We start from the raw sequence: 19144 nt of genomic DNA, 5'->3' as shown, positions 1-19144 counted from the left end.
TAAAACGCCCCGACCAAATTGCCATTCAGAAAACTACCCGAAAAGCGCCGATTGTTGTATTAAGTGAATCTGTAGAAATCAGTTCGTTTGGCTGAGAAGAGGAAATTTTCTCTATTCGTTTTGGCTTTTGATCACTCCAAAAAAAGGTTCTTGATTTAGGATTCAATGAAAAATTCCAAATTGGAAAAAATTGAAGTGAATCGTTTTTAGTAGCGAAGATCGTCTCAATGATGTGAGGACGGTGTACTGCAATACGATTTGGATCGACAGAAAAGCTGATTTGCTCCGTTGGAAAATCTTCATTCCAGGAATAAAATCTGTTTCCAATTTTGAAGTCAAGCAAAAATCCTTTTTCACCAGAAAAGACCAGCAATTCTTGCTCAGGAAGATTCAATTTTCTGAGAAAGCGATCTCCCGACCAGACCAAGAAGAGACAAGCCATCAAATACACCAACTTTTTCCGATTACCAAACTCCCAATTTGCCCAGCAAATCAAAATAACCCAAACTAGGAGCATTCCGGTAAGTGTAATCGTCAACCGCTCCAAATTTCCTCCCGGAAAAAGCTGGATGGTATGCGTTATCCAGTTTTGAAGCCAAATCATCCAGCTGACGATCCCACCCAATCCATCACTCAGCATCGGAATCCAACTGAAAATAAGGAATATAATCCCAACGGACATCACCAAAAAAGCTAGCGGAATGATGAACAAATTCGCAATTAAAAAATAGGTTGGGAAAATATGGAAATAGTAAACCGAAAGTGGAAAAGTAGCCAACTGAGCGGCGATACTCACAGTCGTTAGTTGCCAAGCATACTCTAAGACCCGATTTGGGGGAAGCCAAAAGCGAACGATTAACGGCTGAACCAATAATATTCCCGCAACGGCAGCATAAGACAATTGGAATCCAACTTCGAAAATCACTCCTGGATCCATTGTGATCATAATCATAGCCGAGAATGCCAAAATATTGAAAGAGGAGGGTTTCCGCTTTCGCATTTGACCTGCCGTGAAAAGGGAAAACATAGTCGCAGCCCGAACCACAGAAGGCGAAAATCCAGTCAGAATCGCATAAGTCCAAATCAACAAAATCACAACGAACAAATAAATGCTCTTTTGACCTGACTTTAGCTTAATTCCTTTCAGAGGAAAAAGCAAAATCGCATAAATGATCCCGACATGAAGTCCGGAAACAGCCAAAATATGCATGGTCCCGGTTTCTGCGTAAGCGTTTTTGATTTCCTTGTCGAGATTTTCCTTTTGCCCCAAAAGCAAAGCAGCAGCAATCTGCCGCGATTCTGGATTGGGAACTTTGTCTTCAATTATTCCTACCAATTTTTTCCTAAAATTTGCCAGACCATACTTGGAAGAATTGACTTCAGAGGAATCAATAATGGTAAACTTATCTCCAATAAACTGTCGGAAATGGATATCCTTTCTCGCCAAAAACCTGCTATAATCAAACTCATTCGGGAAAATTGGTGGCGGGATTTTCTCGGGTGATTTTTCCACCAGAATGTTTTGCCCGGGAAGAAGTGGTTTTTTGCTTTTGTGATAGATTAGGACTTTTCCCTTTGACTCTTTCCAGCCTAGGCTATCCGAAAAAGCGATGACCTCCAGTTGATTTTCGAAAGAATTGGGCTTTTCCACATCATGCTTGATGACTCGAGCCAAATAGGAAAGGGAAATTCCGAGCTCTTCATCCAGCAAATCTGCTTTTCTATTTTGCTGAATTTCTGAAAGTAAAAACCCAAGAATGAAAAGCATGAAATAACCCAGAAATGCTGGAATTATCGGATTTGATCTATCTCTTTGAATTATAAATCCCAAATAAATAATCCAAGATAGTCCCAGGGTGGAAGCCAAAATCAAGGTTGAAATTTCGATCTGGGAAAACAATACACCACCAATCAAAAATGGCAGATATCTCAAAAATGGAAAGTCAGAAAATTTCATGTGTTTATAATTTGATTTTCAAAGGCCACACCTGCCTGCCGGCAGGCAGGTGGAATCTCACATCGATTATAATCATTCCTCTGTATGTCGCTCAGAGTCATGCTCGATTTCATGTGTTTATAGTTTTTTTTCTGCGGCCATATGGAATGCCCCGGATAATCATTCCCCTGTGTGATCCCGTACATACGGGATCATGGGCATTTAATGTCTTTAAAAATTTAATCTTAAGTTAAAAAAAATGAGCAAAAAAAAGAGCCTCGAAAGGCTCTGATTTTTTGTTAACCGGCTTATTTAGAATCGATAACCAAGACTGAATCCTGCATTTAGCTCAATGCCAGTGAACTTACTGGATACCTGATCACTAAAATTTCGTGCTACACTGGCATAAGGGCCAAAAGCGAAATGCTCCGAAACCTCCCATTTGTAGCCAGCACCAGCGCCTAAAATAAATGCGGTCATATCTGTAGAACTAACCCCTCCCATAATAGGCTCTTCATAATCACCAAATCTGAATTTCAGTAGTGGGTAAACATGAAATCTTCCGTTGGGATTATTTCCAAAGTAGAAATTCATCGCTGCCTGAATCGAGTTAGTCTTAAATTTTTTTCCGTTAGTCTCCAAATTATAACCGAATCTGTCATTAAGGTGGAGTTGAACATCAAGGGAATGATTCTCGCTAAGAAAACGCTCATACCCAACCTCGAAAGAGCTCAGAAGGATTAGATTTAGAAAATTGAATTTCACTTCATTTTCAAAATTTCTTAGGTAAGGATTGGAATTACCAGCCGATGAAATTATTTGTTGAGAAAATCCGGAAATTGATATAATTCCTACAAATAAGAGTGTTAGGATATGTTTTTTCATAAAACTTATAAGTTGGTTTAATTTATTTAGACAATGATTAGGCCAATTCCATCTTGTAGTGCTGGATATTACATTCTTCGAACATATCTCCCACTTTCTCAAAACCGAATTTTGAATAAAGTGGTACTGCAGTAAGCTGAGAATGAAGATACCTGGTTTTGTCTTTAGTTTCCGGAGAAGAATTCAGGTCTTCTAAAACTGCAGCTACCAAAGCCTGTCCGACTCCTTTTCCACGAGCTTCTGCCAAAACGGCAAAACGCTCCAATTTCACGCCGTTTTTAGTAAATCTCCATCTCGCCGTTCCGACAGGTATCCCGTCTAATTTGGCCAGAAAATGGGTAGCCGATTCTTCAAATTCATCGTACTCCTCTGAGGCCGGCACTTTTTGTTCAATAACAAAAACTTGTCTACGGATTTGAAAGGCCTGCCGAAGCGAACTTTCATCCGTTATTTTTACGGCTATTGGCATCATGGCGTCTTTGTTCTTCCAATTCCTGATTGACCTCGTAGGCTTCAATGATTGCTTTCACGAGTTTATGTCGGATTACATCTTTTCCACTTAAACTTACAACACCGATACCTTTGACATCTTTCAGAATTCTAAGAGCTTCGGCTAAACCTGATTTTTGCCTCACTGGCAAATCAACTTGCGTTTGATCACCTGTGATGATCACTTTGGAATTAGGCCCCATTCGTGTCAAAAACATCTTGATCTGCTCACTCGTGGTATTCTGAGCTTCATCCAAAAGCACGAAAGCATCATGCAATGTCCGACCTCTCATGTAGGCCAAAGGGGCTATTTCGATTACTCGTGTTTCCTGATAATATTTCAGCTTTTCGGGTGGCACCATATCCTGAAGCGCATCATAGATCGGTCTCAAATATGGGTCAAGCTTTTCCTGAAGATCGCCGGGAAGAAATCCCAGATTTTCGCCTGCTTCTACAGCAGGACGAGTAATGATGATTCGCTTTACTTCACGATTTTTCAGTGCGCGCACGGCCAAAGCCACGGCTATGTAGGTTTTGCCCGTGCCTGCTGGACCAAGTGCAAAAACCAAGTCATTGGTCATCGCCGCATCGACCAGTTTTCGCTGGTTTGGAGATTTGGGTTTGATCACCAGTCCTTTATTTCCAAAAACAATTACCTGATCCCGATTGGCTTCCGCAAAAGGAACCCCTTCGATATCGAGGTAATCTTTGACATTTTCAGGAGAAAGATGACCAAATCGATCAAAGTGCTCTAAAAGGAGGTTGATCAGATCATTGATTCGCAATATCTCCGGTGCGCCACCTTGAATCCGGATTTCATTGCCTCGGGACACAATTTTGCTTTGAGGGAAAGCCTGAGCAATCTGTCGGATATTTTCGTTCCCTGTGCCCAAAAATTCAGCTAATGGGACATTTTCTAAAGTGATGACTTTTTCTACCAATCTTGTTTACTGATTTAGGTTTACCTTGAAGGCTAAAGAATAAAATTTCTATTTTTGTTCGCTCCCTCTCAAACAAAATTACACAATTTTAATAGACTTGCTTGTATGGCTTTGGTGACATTCCTCTCTGACTTTGGGGATAAAGACTACTACGTTCCGGCCGTGAAGGCCAAAATGCTTTCAATAAACCCACAGTTGAATATCATTGATATTTCCCATAGTATAGCCCCTTACGACATTGAACATGCCGCCTTTGTGCTACGCTCCACTTTTCGGGAATTCCCTAAAGGAACCGTCCATTTGGTAGGCATCAATACAACGGGGGCTATGACTCATGGATTTATCGGAGTCAAACTGGAGGAGCATATTTTCATAGGGCCAAATAATGGAATTCTTAGCCTTTTGGCCGATCAAGATCCGGGGATTTTGGTTCAGTTTGCTGATATACATCTGAAGGATTCGACTTTCCCCACAAGAGATATTTTAGCTCCTATTGCTGCGAAAGTGGCAAGCGGTGCAGCAATCCATGATTTCGGTGGACCCTTAACTAATTTTCGAAAGCTGATGTCCCGACAGGCAAAAGCGACCCGAGAACATATCCTTGGACATGTGATTCGAATTGATTGCTACGGGAATCTGCTGACCAATATCCGCAGAGATGTTTTTGAAAAGCTGAATCCGGGGAAATTCACGATACAATTTGGCCGTGAATCAGTTGATCGCTTGCAAAGTGGATACGATCAGGTGGAAGCTGGAGATCCTTATGCTTTTTTCAATAGCTTGGACTATTTGGAAATCGGGATCAATCACGGACATGGAGGAAATTTGCTTGGCTTAAAGCAAGACAGTGTGGTGTACATTCACTTTGGATCCTGATGCTGATACGAATTGTACGGATGACATTTAGACCGGAAGCGGTTCCTGCTTTTCTGGAAAACTTTGAAGCCAATAAGCATTCCATTCGAAATTTTCCGGGTTGCCAGCATCTGGAATTATGGCAGGATCATAATTCTGAAAATATTTTCCTGACACATAGCCATTGGGAAAGCGAAGAAGCGCTAAATCAGTACCGTGATTCTGAGCTGTTTAAATCAGTCTGGAGCTTTACCAAGGCGCTTTTCTCCGAAAAACCACAGGCATTCAGTTCAAAAAAATTACAGGAAGTCGGGAAATGAGTTTGTAGGAAATCATTTTTGTTTTCATATTTGCAGCCCGTTCAGCAAGGATCGGGAGTAATGTAATGCCCAGATGGCGTCCCGATTGCTATCGGGATGGTAGACCTGCCTTTGCCGGCAGGCAGGCGCGTTGGTCTCAAACACTAATGACTTGGATTTTGAAATATTGTAATGCCCAGATGGCGGAATTGGTAGACGCGTTGGTCTCAAACACCAATGAGGTTACACTCGTGCCGGTTCGACTCCGGCTCTGGGTACAAAGGCTCACAGAAATGTGGGCCTTTTTTTTATAGTTTTAATCATGAAAGAATTTTTCGTTTACGCCATAAAAAGTCTTCATAGAAATTACATTTATGTAGGTCTAACCGACAATCTTGAAAGGCGAATTCAAGAACATAATCATGGAAAAGGCAGATCTACAAAACCCTATGCTCCATTTCAATTAATTTATTTTGAAAAAGTTGGAAGTCGAGAAGATGCCAGGACAAGAGAAAAATATCTAAAAAGTGGGTCAGGAAAGGAGTTCTTGAAGAAAATCAAATAATCTAGGTGGCCAGTTAATTGCGTTTCAATAAGAATTTGGAATCCGTTTCATCTGACTGCAAGCAAATGCTATGTTTATTAAAACCTCCGATTGAAATATTGAAATGCCCAGATGGCGGAATTGGTAGACCTGCCTTTGCCGGCAGGCAGGCGCGTTGGTCTCAAACACCAATGAGGTTACACTCGTGCCGGTTCGACTCCGGCTCTGGGTACTTTGAAGCTCCTTCTCAAAAAGAAGGGGCTTTTTTTATTCCATTTTGTGCCGGAGGAGAAGTTTATCCCGATGAAGCGTAGCGGATATCGGGAACTCCGGCTCTGGGTACAAAGGCTCACAGAAATGTGGGCCTTTTTTTTATAGTTTTAATCATGAAAGAATTTTTCGTTTACGCCATAAAAAGTCTTCATAGAAATTACATTTATGTAGGTCTAACCGACAATCTTGAAAGGCGAATTCAAGAACATAATCATGGAAAAGGCAGATCTACAAAACCCTATGCTCCATTTCAATTAATTTATTTTGAAAAAGTTGGAAGTCGAGAAGATGCCAGGACAAGAGAAAAATATCTAAAAAGTGGGTCAGGAAAGGAGTTCTTGAAGAAAATCAAATAATCTAGGTGGCCAGTTAATTGCGTTTCAATAAGAATTTGGAATCCGTTTCATCTGACTGCAAGCAAATGCTATGTTTATTAAAACCTCCGATTGAAATATTGAAATGCCCAGATGGCGGAATTGGTAGACCTGCCTTTGCCGGCAGGCAGGCGCGTTGGTCTCAAACACCAATGAGGTTACACTCGTGCCGGTTCGACTCCGGCTCTGGGTACTTTGAAGCTCCTTCTCAAAAAGAAGGGGCTTTTTTATGATATGAGTCCTGATTTCTAACTTTTCCAAATTTTAAAACTTTGGAAATATTCAGACTTGATCTTTCCCTTTTTTATAGTTTGGTTTTGACGGCTCGTGAACCATTGATACTTCACTTTTCAAAATCACCTCTTCATCAGCCTGCATCACCCGGATTAACTCGATCCCAAGCACTTTTTCAAGTTTGCAAAGCGTTTCCAACTTGAAGTTCTCCTCCCCCTTGACATACTTGCTCACCTGCTGAGGTGAAACTCCCATTTCCTTAGCCAGCCTTGCTTTATTCCAACCTAATTCATCTAAGGCATCCAAAATTCGAAATGCAATGTCAGAAGATTTTCTAATCCAAAATTTATTGGCTTTCCTCCAAGCCACCTCCTCCATCCAGTTTTCAGTGGATTGAACACTGATGTCTTTGATTGATTTTTCCGTGTCAGTCATGGCTCTATCTTTCTAAATAAACTATCTTTCCTTCAATATCTTTTTGCCTCAAAAACTCAACAGCCGCCTCCAAACGAATAATTTCGAGCTTAGTATGCAGCCGATCCTTCATAAATCGAGTGAGCTTAATAGCCCCACCTGTAATCACAAATTCATCTCTAAATCGAACCGCATAGAGTCTTAAAAAGATACAGACAACTTTCATTTTATCAACCTACAGGTTTACTTCTAATGAATTTAAAAAAAGGATTCCCTCTGAATCACAGCCTACTTCTTCAGGATTTCTTTATGGTGAGGCAAGTCCAGCCTTGGTCGGGAAACACGAAAAAACGGCTGGTTAAAACTCCGAAAATCTACTTGAGAGATTCTGGATTGCTTCACAATTTGATGAATATCCACACATTTGATCATTTGCTAGGACACCCGGTGGTGGGAGCGAGTTGGGAAGGTTTTGTAGTTGAAAATATCTTAAACAGTCTTTCTTCTTCATGGACGGCAAGCTATTATAGATCCAGCAATCAGGCAGAAATTGATTTGGTATTAGAAAAGAACAATCAGGAAGTTTGGGCAATTGAGGTGAAAAGATCAATCGCTCCTTCGCTCTCTGCCGGATTTCACAGTGCCTGTGAGGATATTGGAGCAACGAAAAAAATTGTGGTTTACTCAGGAAAGGATCGTTTTCCGATGAAAGGGGAAGTTGAGGTGATAGGATTGGCGGAATTTCTGAAGATGGTAGCAAGTACAGAATAGCTGTCAAAAGATGCTTAATTAATGAGTCTTACTTTTCTTCCCAGTATTTCAGGCAGGGACAATATTCCTCAAGTTCACAACCTTCTGGATTACCTGTACAATAGTCAAAACCGACAAAACCATCCTCTACAATTAAAGTAGGTTCGTCTAGGGTAGCAATCATAAGTTTATATTTTCTGTCCAGAGGTAAATTTTTCGGGACATCCATACTGAGATTCCATGAAAACATCATTTGTTCGAAAAGTTTAACCAATGCTTTCAGCTCTTTCAAAGAATAGAAATCAACCGGAGGGAAATTTTCGGATTTTAGGCCACAATAGTTTCCAAAAGTGGGCTCTTTATCCTGATTTAGCCATCTTTCGATATCGGCGAAATGATCCTCCAATTCATCACCTGAGAATTCCTTCTTTTTGCCTTTGAAAAAATCCTTTGGCCTAAAGGCCTTTTGAATATCATCTAAAAGATGCTTGGTGTAGGGATGCATCGTTTTGAAGTTTTGGTGAAAAGATCAATTTAAAAAATAATAAATCATCACCGTCACCACACAGAGCACAATCGAAAGCGGCTTTGCATATATCCATTCCTGAAGATTGAGCGGGCCTTGGGGAATAGCAGCCACCGTTTTAGGAGGGAATTTTAGACTGACCAGATACATCACACCAAGATTGAGCAAAAACTCTATTCCCCAAATGTGAATGAAATGGATATCCACTTCCAGCAAAAATGTCGTCAGAATATAAAATGAAAAGCCTACTGCCAAGCCTGCTTTTGCTCCCGCCGCAGAGATTTTTGGTATAAAAAACCCTGCAATCAGAACTGAGGCTATCGGTATGAAAAATATCCCATTCAGTTGCTGCATCAGTTGATAGAGTCCATCAGGGGCATTGGCCACCATGGGTGCAATCAGAATCGAAACAATTGCAAGGATCAAAGAAGTGAGCTTACCGACTTTGACCAGTTTGGAATCTGAAGCACTCGGCTGAATGATTTTTTTAAAGATATCCAAACTAAAAATCGTCGCAGCTGAATTCAAGACTGAATTGAAAGTGCTCAATACTGCGCCTAAAACCACAGCCGCAAAAAATCCAATTAAACTTAATGGAAGTACTTTTTTGACCAAAACTGGATAAATCACATCTTGATCTCCAAAGTATTGCTCCCCATAATAATAAAAAGCGATAACTCCTGGTAGCACAATAATCAGTGGAATCAGAATCTTGAAAATTCCCGTGAAAAGCAATCCTTTCTGTGCTTCAGCCATATTTTTAGCTCCCAAAGCCCGCTGAATGATCGTCTGATTCATCCCCCAGAAGTACAGCTGATTGATCATCAAACCGGTGAAAAGTGTGCTGAATGGCAAAACAGAATCGGATGAACCGATCACATTAAATTTTTCTGGGACTGCTTCATAAACTTTGGCCATTCCCGCCACAACATTCCCTCCGCCAATATCCCAAAGTGCAAAAACCGGAACCATTAAACCGCCTATTACCAATCCGACTGCATTGATCGAGTCTGAATAAGCAACTGCTTTCAGTCCTCCCAAAATCGCATAAATTGAGCCGATCACTCCAATCGTGACTACTGAGATCCAGATTCCTTCGGACTTGCTAATTTGCAATACTTCAGAGACGTTGAAAATGCTTTCCAGATTTATCGCACCAGTATAAAGCACGATTGGCAAAAGGGTAAATACAAAGGATAGCATCAAAAGCAATGAAACAACGGTTTTGGTTGTATCATCGTAGCGGACGGCCAGATATTGAGGAATAGTCGCCAAACCCATTCTGAGATAAATCGGCAAAAAGTACAAGGCAGCGATCACCAAAGCGATAGCTGAAGTCACTTCCCAAGCAATGATGATCATGCCGTTTTTGTACGCAGATCCATTCATTCCTATGAGATGCTCTGTGGAAATGTTTGTCAAAATCATCGACCCTGCGATCACTCCACCTGTAAGACTTCTGCCTCCCAAAAAGTATCCATCCTTCGAGCGGAGATTCTCTTTTCTCAATTTGTACCAAGAAAAAAAAGCAACAAACAGCGTGAATCCTACAAAGGAAATGACAGTCAGCATGAAGGTTATTTTGGGTGATTGAACAAAAAAGAAGGGGACTGATACATCCCCTCTCAACCATTTTGATATTTAAAATTTTAGCGTGGTTGGAAGATATTTTGCCACCAAGTCCTCATAATAAGGTCTCAAAGCTTTAGAATCAGGTGGCACCGGCACTTTAGAATATAGATCATAAGGATTGAATTTATCCACCCATTTGAACATCTCCCGATCGTGATCATTGAGCAAATGATTGTAGGCATTTTCCCGATGCTGTGCATAAAATGAATGGTATCGAATCATGTAGAGTGCGGGTTCGGGCATGTAATCCTTGACCATCTGATACAGATATTCATCATGTCCCCAAGACATTTTCACCTGATTCAAACCGCAGTGTTGGGAATAGACTCCATATTTTGAATTGAATCGGTCGTCTTTTGAATCTGGATTTCGATCAAAATACTCCGGATAAACGATCCTGTCTGAATGCTGACAACCTACCGGAAATGTATCGCCCACCACAGCCCATTGAGGTTCGCCAAACAAACAAAGTACCTTGCCCAAATCATGAATAAACCCTGTCAACACAAACCAATCCGGATGACCATCAGCCCGGATGGCTTCGGAAGTCTGAAGTAAATGCTGTAACTGATCCAAATTAGTATCAGGATCAGAATCATCGATGAGCGTATTTAAGTAGTCCACCGCATCCCAAAAGGGCATTTCCTTTTTCTCAAACTTCAAAAATTCCCTTTCCTTTTCGACCACAAAATCATAAGTCTGATAGGTATGATTGAGCCTGTAAAATTCTCGGACCGTATCCACCCGCTCCGAATCGTGGTAATTTCGATAATCATCTTTCGCTTTGGCTTGCTTGTCCTTAGGTTCGGGATATCTAGTCAGGAGATCATCCTCCCAATCTTCGATGGATTGAAGTGGAGCTATTTCAGAGGCGGAGAGCTTGATTTTCATAGGATTACAATTTAAAAATGAAATATAGAGACAAAATCTAAAACTTCATCTCCTGATTAGCTGCGAATTAAAACTCTTGGAACAAAAACGTACAAAATATTGTACAATGGGAAATGAAATCCCATCTTTAACCATCAAGGAAATTGAGAGCATTTAGAAAATCAAGTCCTGTGCTGATAGTTTCTATTTGTAACATAAGGTTTTAGTATTTAAAGATGGATTTGTCCCAAAACTTAATTTTCTTAATTCCTTAATGTTTAAAGCCAGCCTTTTTTAAGTCAAAAAAATGGACTCCCTCAAGAGCCCATTTTAGATTTCATACTTAAGATTTCAGACTTCTCAAGTTCCCCTGAGGATCTCCATCGGTGGTTGATTGATGATTTTTCTGCCATTCAGCCATCCCAAAACAATCGTCAGTCCAGTGATCGCCAGATACAAAACCAAGCCTTCTTTCCAAGCGACACTGAAGTTCATTTGAAAGACAAACTTACCCAATAAGAATGTCGCCATAAATGAGAGTAAGATTCCTGAAAGCGAAGCTAAACTCCCAAGGAAGAAGTATTCCAGCGTATTGATTTTGGTTACAATGGCAGAACTCGCCCCCAAGGTTCGAAGCAAAATACTCTCCCGCATTCGCTGATATTTACTGATAATCAGCGAACTGATCAGCACCAAAATCCCAGTTGCTATGGAGAAAAAGGCCATAAACTGGATTACAAAACTGATTTTACCCAGAATCTCCTCCAAGGTTTCGACGATCGTCCCGAGATTGATAATAGAAATATTCGGGAAAGCCCTTACGATCTCTGACTGCACATCAGCTGCTTCCCGGTCGTTTTTGGTTTTGGTAATCAACACGTGGAATTTTGGAGCTTGCTCGAGAACTCCATTTGGAAACAAGACCAGAAAATTGGTCGAAACCTGATTGAACTTTACTTCCCGGAAACTTCCGATGTAAGTTTTAATTGGTCTTCCTTGAACATTAAACTCGACTTGATCACCAATTTTAAAGCCATTGCCTTCTCCAAATCCTTTTTCCATGGAAACAAAAATACTGTCTCCTCTAGCTCCCAAGGGAATTAATTCCCCTGCTTTGACAGTCTCTGAAGCTATCAAGGTATCTCGATAAGTAACTCGAAACTCTCTATTATATAACCACCTCGAGTACCTCTTTTCATCCTCCAGCTCTTCATTCGCCTTTTTATCTATTCCATTAATCGTGTTGAGTTGCATCGTCACAATCGCAACCTCCTGCATAATGGGGAGATTTCTTCCTGTTACTTTGCTTCTGACATCCTCAAGTTGAGCCGTCTGAATATCAAACATCAGCATATTCGGCTGATCCTCTTTATCTGCAAATTTGGCCTCTTTCAGTAGTTGATTTTGAAGAAAAAAGAGTGTGGCAATCATTGCTGTACCCAAACCAATTGTAGCAATCAGAGAAATCGTCTGATTATTTGGTCGATAAAGGTTTGCCAAGGATTGTCGAAGCGTGTATTCAAGCGAAATCGGTAAGAACTTTCGCACCGCCCACATGATAAATTGACCTACACCCCATAGTGCACCAAATGATACCAACACGAATCCAGTAAATCCAAAAGCAAGTTTCCAATCCTTCAATAGGAAAAAGCTAAAACCCCAGATAAACAACAAAATTCCTAAAATCACCAGCCAACGCAGCGGATCTTTCATTAAAGTTGAATCTGCAGTTTCAGGTCTTAGCGTAGCCATAGGCGACACATTTCTCACTTTCAATAAAGGCAGAAGCGCAAAAAGGATAGAAACAAATAGGCCGGTGACAATTCCAAAACCTACCGAAATCCAGGAAATTCCTACATTGACTTCAACAGGTAAAAAGTCGGAGAATACCGCAGGCAATACAAATTGGAGTAATGTCCCTAATGCCGATCCAATCACCGCCCCGACGAGGCCCATGAATACGATTTCAACCAAATAAATCAGCAAAACATCACGGGAGGAAACCCCAAGACATCTCAATACTGCAACTGATGCTAATTTTTCCTTGACAAAAACATTGACTGCAGAGGCGACACCAACGCAACCCAATAGCAAGGCGATAAATGCAACTAGACTTAGAAAGTTGGAAAGATTAGCGAAAGATCGCCCCGTAGATCGCTTACGGTCCTCCACAGTATCCGCATCCACGCGATCAAGTTCCCACTGATCTTTATAAGGCTTGATGAGTTCTTCTACATCTGTGCCTGCTGCAAATTGCAGGTAGCTGTTGTACTCAACTCGGCTTCCGTATTGCACTAAGCCAGTCTCTTCCAAAAATGCCATTGGAATGTACACCGCAGGCGCAACAGTAGCTGTGATTCCCGTTTGACCTGGGACTTTTTGAAGTTCACCGACAATTAAAAAAGTAACCGCTCCAACTTTGATTGAATCTCCCACTTCAGCATTAAACTGCGCCATCAGCGTCTTTTCAACCAAGGCTTTTTTACCCCCACTTCTAAATTCGGACTCCCCGTCCACTGGAATCGTTTCCAACTTTCCATAGAAAGGAAAATTACCTTCCAAGGCTCTGACCTGAGTCAATCGGCTGTCTCCCGAACTCGGAAAAGCAACCATCGAGGCAAAATTGATCTCGGAGGCCATTTCGATGGCAAGAGAATCTATCTTTTGGTCACCGATTGACTGGTTATTTTTCAAAACCAAATCAGCACCCAGAAGCTCCTGAGCCTGATTATCGATGTCTTTGGTGAGATTTTCACCAAAGCTGCTGATCGCCACCAAAGCAGCGATTCCAACTACAATGGAGGAAACAAATAGCAGTAGGCGAGAAAGGTTCTTCCGGAAATCCCGGAGCGCCATTATTAAAATCCATCTAAAATCAGGCATGAACGTCCTCCTGTATTTTACCGCCCTTGATATGAATGATGCGCTGAGTTTTGGCAGCTAATTCCAAATCGTGTGTGACGAGTACCAGCGTGGTTCCCTGTTCTTTATTCAGATCAAAAATGAGTTTTTCAATCATTTCTCCTGTCTCTGTGTCTAGATTACCAGTCGGCTCATCTGCGAATAGTATTTTTGGCTCATTGGCAAAAGCTCGAGCGATGGAAACTCTCTGCTGCTCTCCACCGGAAAGCTGAGTTGGATAGTGTGTCGCACGATCTCCCAAACCTACTTTATTGAGCAGTTCCTGTGCTTTTTGACGGGCATCCTTTCGCTTTTTTAACTCAAGAGGAACCATCACATTTTCCAAAGCTGTCAAAGTCGGAAGCAATTGGAAGTTTTGGAAAATGAACCCCACATCTTTATTTCTGACAGATGCACGCTGATCTTCATTCATGTTTTCTAAGGCTTGGCCATTGAGGACAACACTCCCGGTAGATCCAGAATCCAATCCTGCGCAAAGTCCGAGAAGTGTGGTTTTTCCGCTTCCTGAAGGGCCTACGATAGCGAGGGTCTCCCCTGCTTGAATGTCAAAATTCACTTCGTCCAAAACGGTCAGCTTTCGACTTCCGCTTTGATAAGTTTTACTTAGATTCTTAATTGATAAAATGCTCATGAAAAAGCGTTGAGTTAGTTTGAAAGGTCAAACGACTTGAATGGAACTTTTTTAACAATCAAGTTTTGACACAGGTTAGTAAGGTAAAGAAAAGAAAAAACGTTCGTCTATTTCTTAGACAGTCGACCAACGGGCAGAATTGCTCGACCAACGCAGAAAAAGCTATTTTTACGTCAGAGAGAAATGAAAGTGGTCCAAAGCCGAACCTTTTCCTCAGAAATCCATTATTACCAAAAAACATTAAAATGTCGCTCTTCAGATTTTCCTTTTTAATCATACTTAGCCTTTTCTCTATTTCAGCACTTATTTCCTGCGGTTCGTCCACAGATAAAAAGCAAGCAGAGATAGTGAAAACCAACCCCGCGTCAACAGAAACATCCCGAAAAACAATCCTGTTTTTTGGAAACAGCCTTACTGCAGGCTATGGAATTGATCAGGAAGATGCTTTTGCGGGTTTGACTCAAGACCGAATCGATAGCTTGGGATTAGATTATCGAGTAATAAATGGTGGACTAAGTGGAGAGACTACAGCGGGTGGATTGAGCCGTTTGGATTGGTTTCTCGAAGAGGAGCCAGAAATTTTTATTTTGGAGCTTGGAGGGAATGATGGTTTGAGAGGGATTTTACCCTCGGAAAGCAAAAAGAACCTAAGCGGAATCATCGATAAAGTCCGAGCTAAATATCCTGAGACCAAAATCATTCTTGCCGGAATGCAGATTCCGCCAAACATGGGACAAGAGTACACCGAGGTGTTTAAATCCATTTATCCTGAAGTAGCTGCGGAGAAAAACGTGACCTTAATTCCTTTCTTACTGGAAAATGTCGGAGGCATCCCCGAACTCAATCTTCCTGACGGAATTCACCCAACTGAGGAAGGTCATAAAATTGTCTTTGAGACGATTTGGCCTTTTATAGAATCGCTAATCAACTGATTTTCATATGACAACTATCTTGAAAAAAGGAATGACTAAGTCGGAGATGAATAAGGAAATCCAACAGATTATGCGCAAAAAAGTCAAGAGCATTGAACACCTTGCTGGTAAATTACAGGCAGATATAGATCCTCTAGAAGTGCAAAAACGCTTAAGGAATGAATGGGGAATTGATAATTCATTTTAGTACAATCATCAAAAAAATATGAATTATGACTGTTTGGAATGTTGCACCTAGGTTATTGATATAGTGAATTAAAATCCCCCTAACCCCCTTTTCAAGGGGGAATTCGCCTCAAACCATCCACAAACCTTCAACTTATATCTTTGCGTGCAAGATTGAAGATTCACATAATCACCCCTGAAGTTCTCTAAGAGATTTATACTGTCATTCTCTCTTCCTTTGCGCAGTCTTTGCGGTTAAAAAAGTTCTAATAGTTAGGTGAATGTCAAATAAGCATTCGCCCGTATTTGTAAATTCTCAAAAAACCAATTAAAGCTATTCCCTTCCAGAATTTTTTAAGCTATATTTTCGACTTCATTAAAAATTTTTGAGAATGAGTTTTCAAATCAAACAATCCGCTGAAGCCTACGACGTGATCATTGTGGGTTCCGGTGCAGGTGGAGGCATGGCTTCCAAAATCCTTTCCGAAGCTGGACTTTCAGTAGCAGTTGTAGAAGCTGGAGGAGATTTTGACCCAGCCAAAGAAGAGGACAGAACGCAACTCAGACCACCATGGGAATCTGTCAGGAGAGGTGCCGGAACCAAGATTCGTCCTTTTGGCGACTTCGATCAGGCTATCGGCGGTTGGGATATTGATGGTGAACCTTACACCCGAAAGAATGGAACTCAGTTTGACTGGTTCCGATCCAGAATGGTCGGCGGTCGTACCAACCACTGGGGAAGGATTTCACTCCGGTTTGGACCAAATGATTTCAAACGTGCCAGTATCGACGGCCTCGGTCACGATTGGCCAATCGGCTATGATGACGTGAAGCCTTACTATGATAAGGTGGATAAACTCATCGGGGTATTTGGCTCCAAAGAAGGCATCTACAATGAACCGGATGGATTTTTCCTACCTCCTCCGAAACCTAGACTTCACGAGCTTTTCATCAAAAAAGGAGCAGATAAAGCTGCAATTCCGATGATTCCATCACGATTGTCGATGCTGACCCGCCCAATCAATAATGAGCGAGGGGTTTGCTTCTTCTGTGCGCAGTGTAATCGGGCCTGTCAAGTTTATGCAGACTTTTCAGCAGGCACTTGCCTTGTTCATCCAGCCATGAAAAAAGGAAAAGTAGACCTCTACACCCACTCCATGGTACGAAAAGTGACTACCGATGACACAGGAAAGGCCACAGGCGTTTCTTTCGTCAGCAAAGTGGACATGAAAGAATACAAGTTGAAGTCCAGAGTAGTGGTACTGGGAGCATCCTCTTGTGAGACTACCCGTATCATGATGAACTCCAAATCCAAATCTCATCCGAACGGGATCGGGGCAGATTCAGGTGTCTTGGGTAGATACCTCCATGATTCTACCGGTGCCAGCCGATCCGGTATCATGCCCGATATGATCGATCGGGAACGATACAATGAGGATGGAGTTGGCGGAATGCACATGTACACGCCATGGTGGCTGGATAATAAGAAACTGGATTTTGCCCGAGGATATCACCTTGAATATTGGGGTGGAATGGGTCAGCCTTCCTACGGTGCAGGTGGGGGAATGGACGCCATGAGAAAATACATCAAAGATGAATTCGGAAATCCAAGTCCCAACGGAGGCTATGGCGAAGGGCTAAAAAAAGACATAAGAAAGATCTACGGATCCACATTTGGGATGTCAGGCAGAGGAGAAAGTGTGCCGATGTATGACAACTACTGCGAAATCGATCCTAATGTGGTTGACAAATTCGGGATTCCTGTACTCCGATTCCATTACAATTGGACCGATCAGGAAATCAAGCAGGCCAAACACATGCAGGACACCTTTGAGGAAATTTTGACCGGAGCAGGTGCGACACTTTTGGGAGAAAAACCAGGAGCTGACACTCTGTATGGGCTTGCGGCTCCTGGAAGAATTATCCATGAAGTAGGGACAGCAAGGATGGGTAATGACCCAAAATCTTCCGTCGTGAATTCCAATTGCCAAGTGCATGATTGCAAAAACCTCTTTTTGGTGGATGCTGCGCCTTTTGTATCTCAAGCAGATAAAAATCCAACTTGGACGATACTTGCACTCTCTTGGAGAACTTCTGATTACATCGTTGAGCAGTTGAAACAAAAAAACATCTAAGCCATGAACAGACGGGAAAATCTCAAACTCCTCTTTACAGGCTCACTAGGAGCTGGACTAATGATGACCGGCTGTGATCCGGTGGATAAAAGCGTTCAAGGAAAGGTTTTTGCCGGAGGAACTCCAGGTGGAAGAACCGAGGAAGAAAACCTTCGCGATGCCAAATTGATGGAAGGGACTTTTTTCACGGACGAGGAACGGAAAAAGTTGGACACTTTGGTCGACATCATCATGCCGGCAGATTCCGAATCTCCCTCGGCAACAGAACTGAAAGTACCTGACTTCATTGACTTTATGATGCGTGATCAGCCTAACTCTCAAACTCCAATGCGAGGTGGCTTGATGTGGCTGGACTTCGAAGCGGATGAAAAATTCGGAAAAGTATTCAATGAACTTTCCAAAGATCAGGTAATGGCTATCGTGGATGAAGTGGCTTGGCCAGAAAAGGCCAAACCCGAATATCTTGGCGGAGTTCGCTGGTTTAACATGCTCAGAAACCTCACCTGCTCTGGATATTTCTCTACCGAAGCCGGCTGGAAATACATGGGTTACAAAGGCAACCAAGCAAATGTATGGGACGGTGTCCCACAGAATGTTTTGGACAAACACGGACTATCTAATCCAGCGCAATACCAAAACCTCTACCTCAAACCTGAGGATCGAGGAACCGTAGCTGTTTGGGATGACGAAGGCAACTTAATCGGGTAATTCTAAATGTGGATGCCCGCAATTATACCAGTAGTAGGTTTTCATTTTGGATACACCTCGACTTCGCTCGGTGCCCGTTGGTCTCGTTAATAGGGGAATGGAGGGCAATGCGGCTGCGCCGCATTGCCCTCCATTCCATATCACAATCTAATATTCGGTGGCCGAGCGAAGTCGAGGTCATTTTATTAAAAAACGACAGTGATAAGAAGGCGCAAATAAATATTCCCAAAATTTGAATTTGAAAATCCACGGCTTTGAAACCGTGGATTTTTCCCAAAATAAAAAACAGACCCTGCTGTAGCTCAAGGCGCCAGACTTGCTGAGGTAGACCAATGGGAGCAAGCCATCGAAACCTGGCAGGCTGCCTTACCGGATGCGGATGAAGAAAGTGGCGGTATGCTGACTTACAATATTGCTGTGGGCTACGAAGTGCTGGGTTCGCTCGAGCTTGCCAAAGAATGGGCAGGAATGGCTTACACGGATTTTGGACTGAAAAAGGGACGCACCTATGTAAGAACTTTGAATGGTCTTCTTCAGCAGCAGGCAGTTTTACAGCAGCAAATGGAAAAAGATAATGAGAGGAAATAATTTTTAGTCGATTGCTTGAATCTAAATGCCTGATTTAGTTT

The 19144-nt window shown here is 42.0% G+C and carries 20 protein-coding genes, 3 tRNA genes and 1 pseudogene; 13 read left to right on the top strand and 11 right to left on the bottom strand.

Annotation, left to right across the window (positions count from 1 at the left end; translation table 11 throughout):
- Positions 1 to 25: 25 nt before the first annotated feature.
- The 4 genes from ACK4HU_RS03705 to ACK4HU_RS03690 form a co-directional block, all read right to left on the bottom strand.
- Positions 26 to 1957, bottom strand: a complete 1932-nt coding sequence (locus ACK4HU_RS03705) for a ComEC/Rec2 family competence protein (RefSeq protein ID WP_409803498.1) — start codon at positions 1955 to 1957, stop codon at positions 26 to 28.
- 291 nt (positions 1958 to 2248) lie between these two features.
- Positions 2249 to 2821, bottom strand: coding sequence for a DUF3575 domain-containing protein (locus ACK4HU_RS03700; RefSeq protein ID WP_409803497.1), 573 nt, complete (start codon positions 2819 to 2821; stop codon positions 2249 to 2251).
- Positions 2822 to 2858: 37 nt separating this feature from the next.
- Positions 2859 to 3290 carry a GNAT family N-acetyltransferase gene (locus ACK4HU_RS03695; RefSeq protein ID WP_409803620.1) on the bottom strand — a complete coding sequence of 144 codons (432 nt, stop codon included), beginning with the start codon at positions 3288 to 3290 and terminating at the stop codon, positions 2859 to 2861.
- Positions 3262 to 4251: a PhoH family protein gene (locus ACK4HU_RS03690; protein ID WP_409803496.1), complete on the bottom strand. Its 990-nt coding sequence runs from the start codon at positions 4249 to 4251 to the stop codon at positions 3262 to 3264. The genes ACK4HU_RS03695 and ACK4HU_RS03690 overlap by 29 nt, the downstream gene beginning before the upstream one ends.
- Before the next feature lie 105 nt (positions 4252 to 4356).
- Here ACK4HU_RS03690 and ACK4HU_RS03685 point away from each other — a divergent pair, with 105 nt between their 5' ends.
- The 7 genes from ACK4HU_RS03685 (at position 4357) to ACK4HU_RS03655 (ending at position 6789) form a co-directional block, all read left to right on the top strand.
- Positions 4357 to 5127 (top strand): S-adenosyl-l-methionine hydroxide adenosyltransferase family protein, encoded by a 771-nt coding sequence (locus ACK4HU_RS03685; RefSeq protein WP_409803495.1) that lies wholly within the window; start codon positions 4357 to 4359, stop codon positions 5125 to 5127.
- Positions 5127 to 5426: a putative quinol monooxygenase gene (locus tag ACK4HU_RS03680; RefSeq protein WP_409803494.1), complete on the top strand. Its 300-nt coding sequence runs from the start codon at positions 5127 to 5129 to the stop codon at positions 5424 to 5426. The genes ACK4HU_RS03685 and ACK4HU_RS03680 overlap by 1 nt, the downstream gene beginning before the upstream one ends.
- 173 nt (positions 5427 to 5599) lie before the next feature.
- Positions 5600 to 5683 (top strand) — tRNA-Leu (locus ACK4HU_RS03675).
- Positions 5684 to 5727: 44 nt separating this feature from the next.
- The gene (locus tag ACK4HU_RS03670) at positions 5728 to 5970 is read left to right on the top strand and encodes a GIY-YIG nuclease family protein (protein ID WP_409803493.1); all 243 of its coding nucleotides are present in this window, start codon (positions 5728 to 5730) and stop codon (positions 5968 to 5970) included.
- 105 nt (positions 5971 to 6075) lie between these two features.
- Positions 6076 to 6181 (top strand) — tRNA-Leu (locus ACK4HU_RS03665).
- A 154-nt stretch (positions 6182 to 6335) separates the two neighbouring features.
- On the top strand, positions 6336 to 6578 hold the full coding sequence (locus ACK4HU_RS03660; protein ID WP_409803493.1) for a GIY-YIG nuclease family protein: 243 nt from the start codon (positions 6336 to 6338) through the stop codon (positions 6576 to 6578).
- A gap of 105 nt (positions 6579 to 6683) precedes the next feature.
- Positions 6684 to 6789: transfer RNA gene (locus tag ACK4HU_RS03655), tRNA-Leu, on the top strand.
- An 89-nt stretch (positions 6790 to 6878) separates the two neighbouring features.
- On the opposite strand, the gene ACK4HU_RS03650 is transcribed toward ACK4HU_RS03655, so the two are convergent.
- Positions 6879 to 7265, bottom strand: coding sequence for a transcriptional regulator (locus ACK4HU_RS03650; protein ID WP_409803492.1), 387 nt, complete (start codon positions 7263 to 7265; stop codon positions 6879 to 6881).
- Positions 7266 to 7269: 4 nt separating this feature from the next.
- Positions 7270 to 7470 (bottom strand): hypothetical protein, encoded by a 201-nt coding sequence (locus tag ACK4HU_RS03645; protein WP_409803491.1) that lies wholly within the window; start codon positions 7468 to 7470, stop codon positions 7270 to 7272.
- Positions 7471 to 7496: 26 nt separating this feature from the next.
- On the opposite strand from ACK4HU_RS03645, the gene ACK4HU_RS03640 reads away from it, so the two are divergent.
- Complete coding sequence (locus ACK4HU_RS03640; RefSeq protein WP_409803490.1) at positions 7497 to 8015, top strand: DUF4143 domain-containing protein; 519 nt, start codon at positions 7497 to 7499, stop codon at positions 8013 to 8015.
- Between the two features lie 28 nt (positions 8016 to 8043).
- Here the strand turns inward: ACK4HU_RS03640 and ACK4HU_RS03635 are convergent, their stop codons facing one another.
- From ACK4HU_RS03635 to ACK4HU_RS03615, 5 genes are all read right to left on the bottom strand, one after another.
- A complete protein-coding gene (locus tag ACK4HU_RS03635; protein ID WP_409803489.1) occupies positions 8044 to 8499 on the bottom strand; it encodes a hypothetical protein in 456 nt (151 codons plus the stop codon).
- Positions 8500 to 8523: 24 nt separating this feature from the next.
- Positions 8524 to 10092: a solute:sodium symporter family transporter gene (locus tag ACK4HU_RS03630; protein ID WP_409803488.1), complete on the bottom strand. Its 1569-nt coding sequence runs from the start codon at positions 10090 to 10092 to the stop codon at positions 8524 to 8526.
- 69 nt (positions 10093 to 10161) lie between these two features.
- The gene (locus ACK4HU_RS03625) at positions 10162 to 11043 is read right to left on the bottom strand and encodes an inositol oxygenase family protein (protein WP_409803487.1); all 882 of its coding nucleotides are present in this window, start codon (positions 11041 to 11043) and stop codon (positions 10162 to 10164) included.
- 339 nt (positions 11044 to 11382) lie between these two features.
- Entirely contained in the window at positions 11383 to 13905 is a 2523-nt protein-coding gene (locus ACK4HU_RS03620) for an ABC transporter permease (RefSeq protein WP_409803486.1), read from the bottom strand.
- Positions 13898 to 14575, bottom strand: coding sequence for an ABC transporter ATP-binding protein (locus tag ACK4HU_RS03615; protein ID WP_409803485.1), 678 nt, complete (start codon positions 14573 to 14575; stop codon positions 13898 to 13900). The genes ACK4HU_RS03620 and ACK4HU_RS03615 overlap by 8 nt, the downstream gene beginning before the upstream one ends.
- A 245-nt stretch (positions 14576 to 14820) precedes the next feature.
- Between ACK4HU_RS03615 and ACK4HU_RS03610 the strand changes: the two genes are divergently transcribed.
- The 5 genes and pseudogenes from ACK4HU_RS03610 to ACK4HU_RS03590 all read left to right on the top strand — a co-directional run.
- Positions 14821 to 15507, top strand: coding sequence for an arylesterase (locus ACK4HU_RS03610; protein WP_409803484.1), 687 nt, complete (start codon positions 14821 to 14823; stop codon positions 15505 to 15507).
- Between the two features lie 7 nt (positions 15508 to 15514).
- On the top strand, positions 15515 to 15694 hold the full coding sequence (locus tag ACK4HU_RS03605) for a hypothetical protein (protein ID WP_409803483.1): 180 nt from the start codon (positions 15515 to 15517) through the stop codon (positions 15692 to 15694).
- A 370-nt stretch (positions 15695 to 16064) separates the two neighbouring features.
- On the top strand, positions 16065 to 17807 hold the full coding sequence (locus ACK4HU_RS03600) for a GMC family oxidoreductase (protein ID WP_409803482.1): 1743 nt from the start codon (positions 16065 to 16067) through the stop codon (positions 17805 to 17807).
- A gap of 3 nt (positions 17808 to 17810) precedes the next feature.
- Positions 17811 to 18515, top strand: a complete 705-nt coding sequence (locus ACK4HU_RS03595; protein WP_409803481.1) for a gluconate 2-dehydrogenase subunit 3 family protein — start codon at positions 17811 to 17813, stop codon at positions 18513 to 18515.
- A gap of 303 nt (positions 18516 to 18818) precedes the next feature.
- Positions 18819 to 19103, top strand: a pseudogene (locus ACK4HU_RS03590) (DUF6340 family protein); the annotation flags it as partial.
- Between the last annotated feature and the right edge of the window lie 41 nt (positions 19104 to 19144).

Origin of the sequence: Algoriphagus sp., assembly GCF_046296635.1 — a bacterium.
Lineage (GTDB): Bacteria > Bacteroidota > Bacteroidia > Cytophagales > Cyclobacteriaceae > Algoriphagus.
Note: the sequence above shows the minus strand (reverse complement) of the source record. Positions and strands in the feature narration are given on the sequence as shown.

Coding starts and splice junctions, on each gene's coding strand:
- ACK4HU_RS03640 (WP_409803490.1), top strand. CDS start 7,497: ATGAATTTAAAAAAAGGATTCCCTCTGAATCACAGCCTACTTCTTCAG.
- ACK4HU_RS03650 (WP_409803492.1), bottom strand. CDS start 7,265: ATGACTGACACGGAAAAATCAATCAAAGACATCAGTGTTCAATCCACT.
- ACK4HU_RS03705 (WP_409803498.1), bottom strand. CDS start 1,957: ATGAAATTTTCTGACTTTCCATTTTTGAGATATCTGCCATTTTTGATT.
- ACK4HU_RS03620 (WP_409803486.1), bottom strand. CDS start 13,905: ATGCCTGATTTTAGATGGATTTTAATAATGGCGCTCCGGGATTTCCGG.
- ACK4HU_RS03600 (WP_409803482.1), top strand. CDS start 16,065: ATGAGTTTTCAAATCAAACAATCCGCTGAAGCCTACGACGTGATCATT.
- ACK4HU_RS03605 (WP_409803483.1), top strand. CDS start 15,515: ATGACAACTATCTTGAAAAAAGGAATGACTAAGTCGGAGATGAATAAG.
- ACK4HU_RS03625 (WP_409803487.1), bottom strand. CDS start 11,043: ATGAAAATCAAGCTCTCCGCCTCTGAAATAGCTCCACTTCAATCCATC.
- ACK4HU_RS03595 (WP_409803481.1), top strand. CDS start 17,811: ATGAACAGACGGGAAAATCTCAAACTCCTCTTTACAGGCTCACTAGGA.
- ACK4HU_RS03680 (WP_409803494.1), top strand. CDS start 5,127: ATGCTGATACGAATTGTACGGATGACATTTAGACCGGAAGCGGTTCCT.
- ACK4HU_RS03615 (WP_409803485.1), bottom strand. CDS start 14,575: ATGAGCATTTTATCAATTAAGAATCTAAGTAAAACTTATCAAAGCGGA.
- ACK4HU_RS03670 (WP_409803493.1), top strand. CDS start 5,728: ATGAAAGAATTTTTCGTTTACGCCATAAAAAGTCTTCATAGAAATTAC.
- ACK4HU_RS03645 (WP_409803491.1), bottom strand. CDS start 7,470: ATGAAAGTTGTCTGTATCTTTTTAAGACTCTATGCGGTTCGATTTAGA.
- ACK4HU_RS03635 (WP_409803489.1), bottom strand. CDS start 8,499: ATGCATCCCTACACCAAGCATCTTTTAGATGATATTCAAAAGGCCTTT.
- ACK4HU_RS03700 (WP_409803497.1), bottom strand. CDS start 2,821: ATGAAAAAACATATCCTAACACTCTTATTTGTAGGAATTATATCAATT.
- ACK4HU_RS03695 (WP_409803620.1), bottom strand. CDS start 3,290: ATGCCAATAGCCGTAAAAATAACGGATGAAAGTTCGCTTCGGCAGGCC.
- ACK4HU_RS03685 (WP_409803495.1), top strand. CDS start 4,357: ATGGCTTTGGTGACATTCCTCTCTGACTTTGGGGATAAAGACTACTAC.
- ACK4HU_RS03610 (WP_409803484.1), top strand. CDS start 14,821: ATGTCGCTCTTCAGATTTTCCTTTTTAATCATACTTAGCCTTTTCTCT.
- ACK4HU_RS03630 (WP_409803488.1), bottom strand. CDS start 10,092: ATGCTGACTGTCATTTCCTTTGTAGGATTCACGCTGTTTGTTGCTTTT.
- ACK4HU_RS03660 (WP_409803493.1), top strand. CDS start 6,336: ATGAAAGAATTTTTCGTTTACGCCATAAAAAGTCTTCATAGAAATTAC.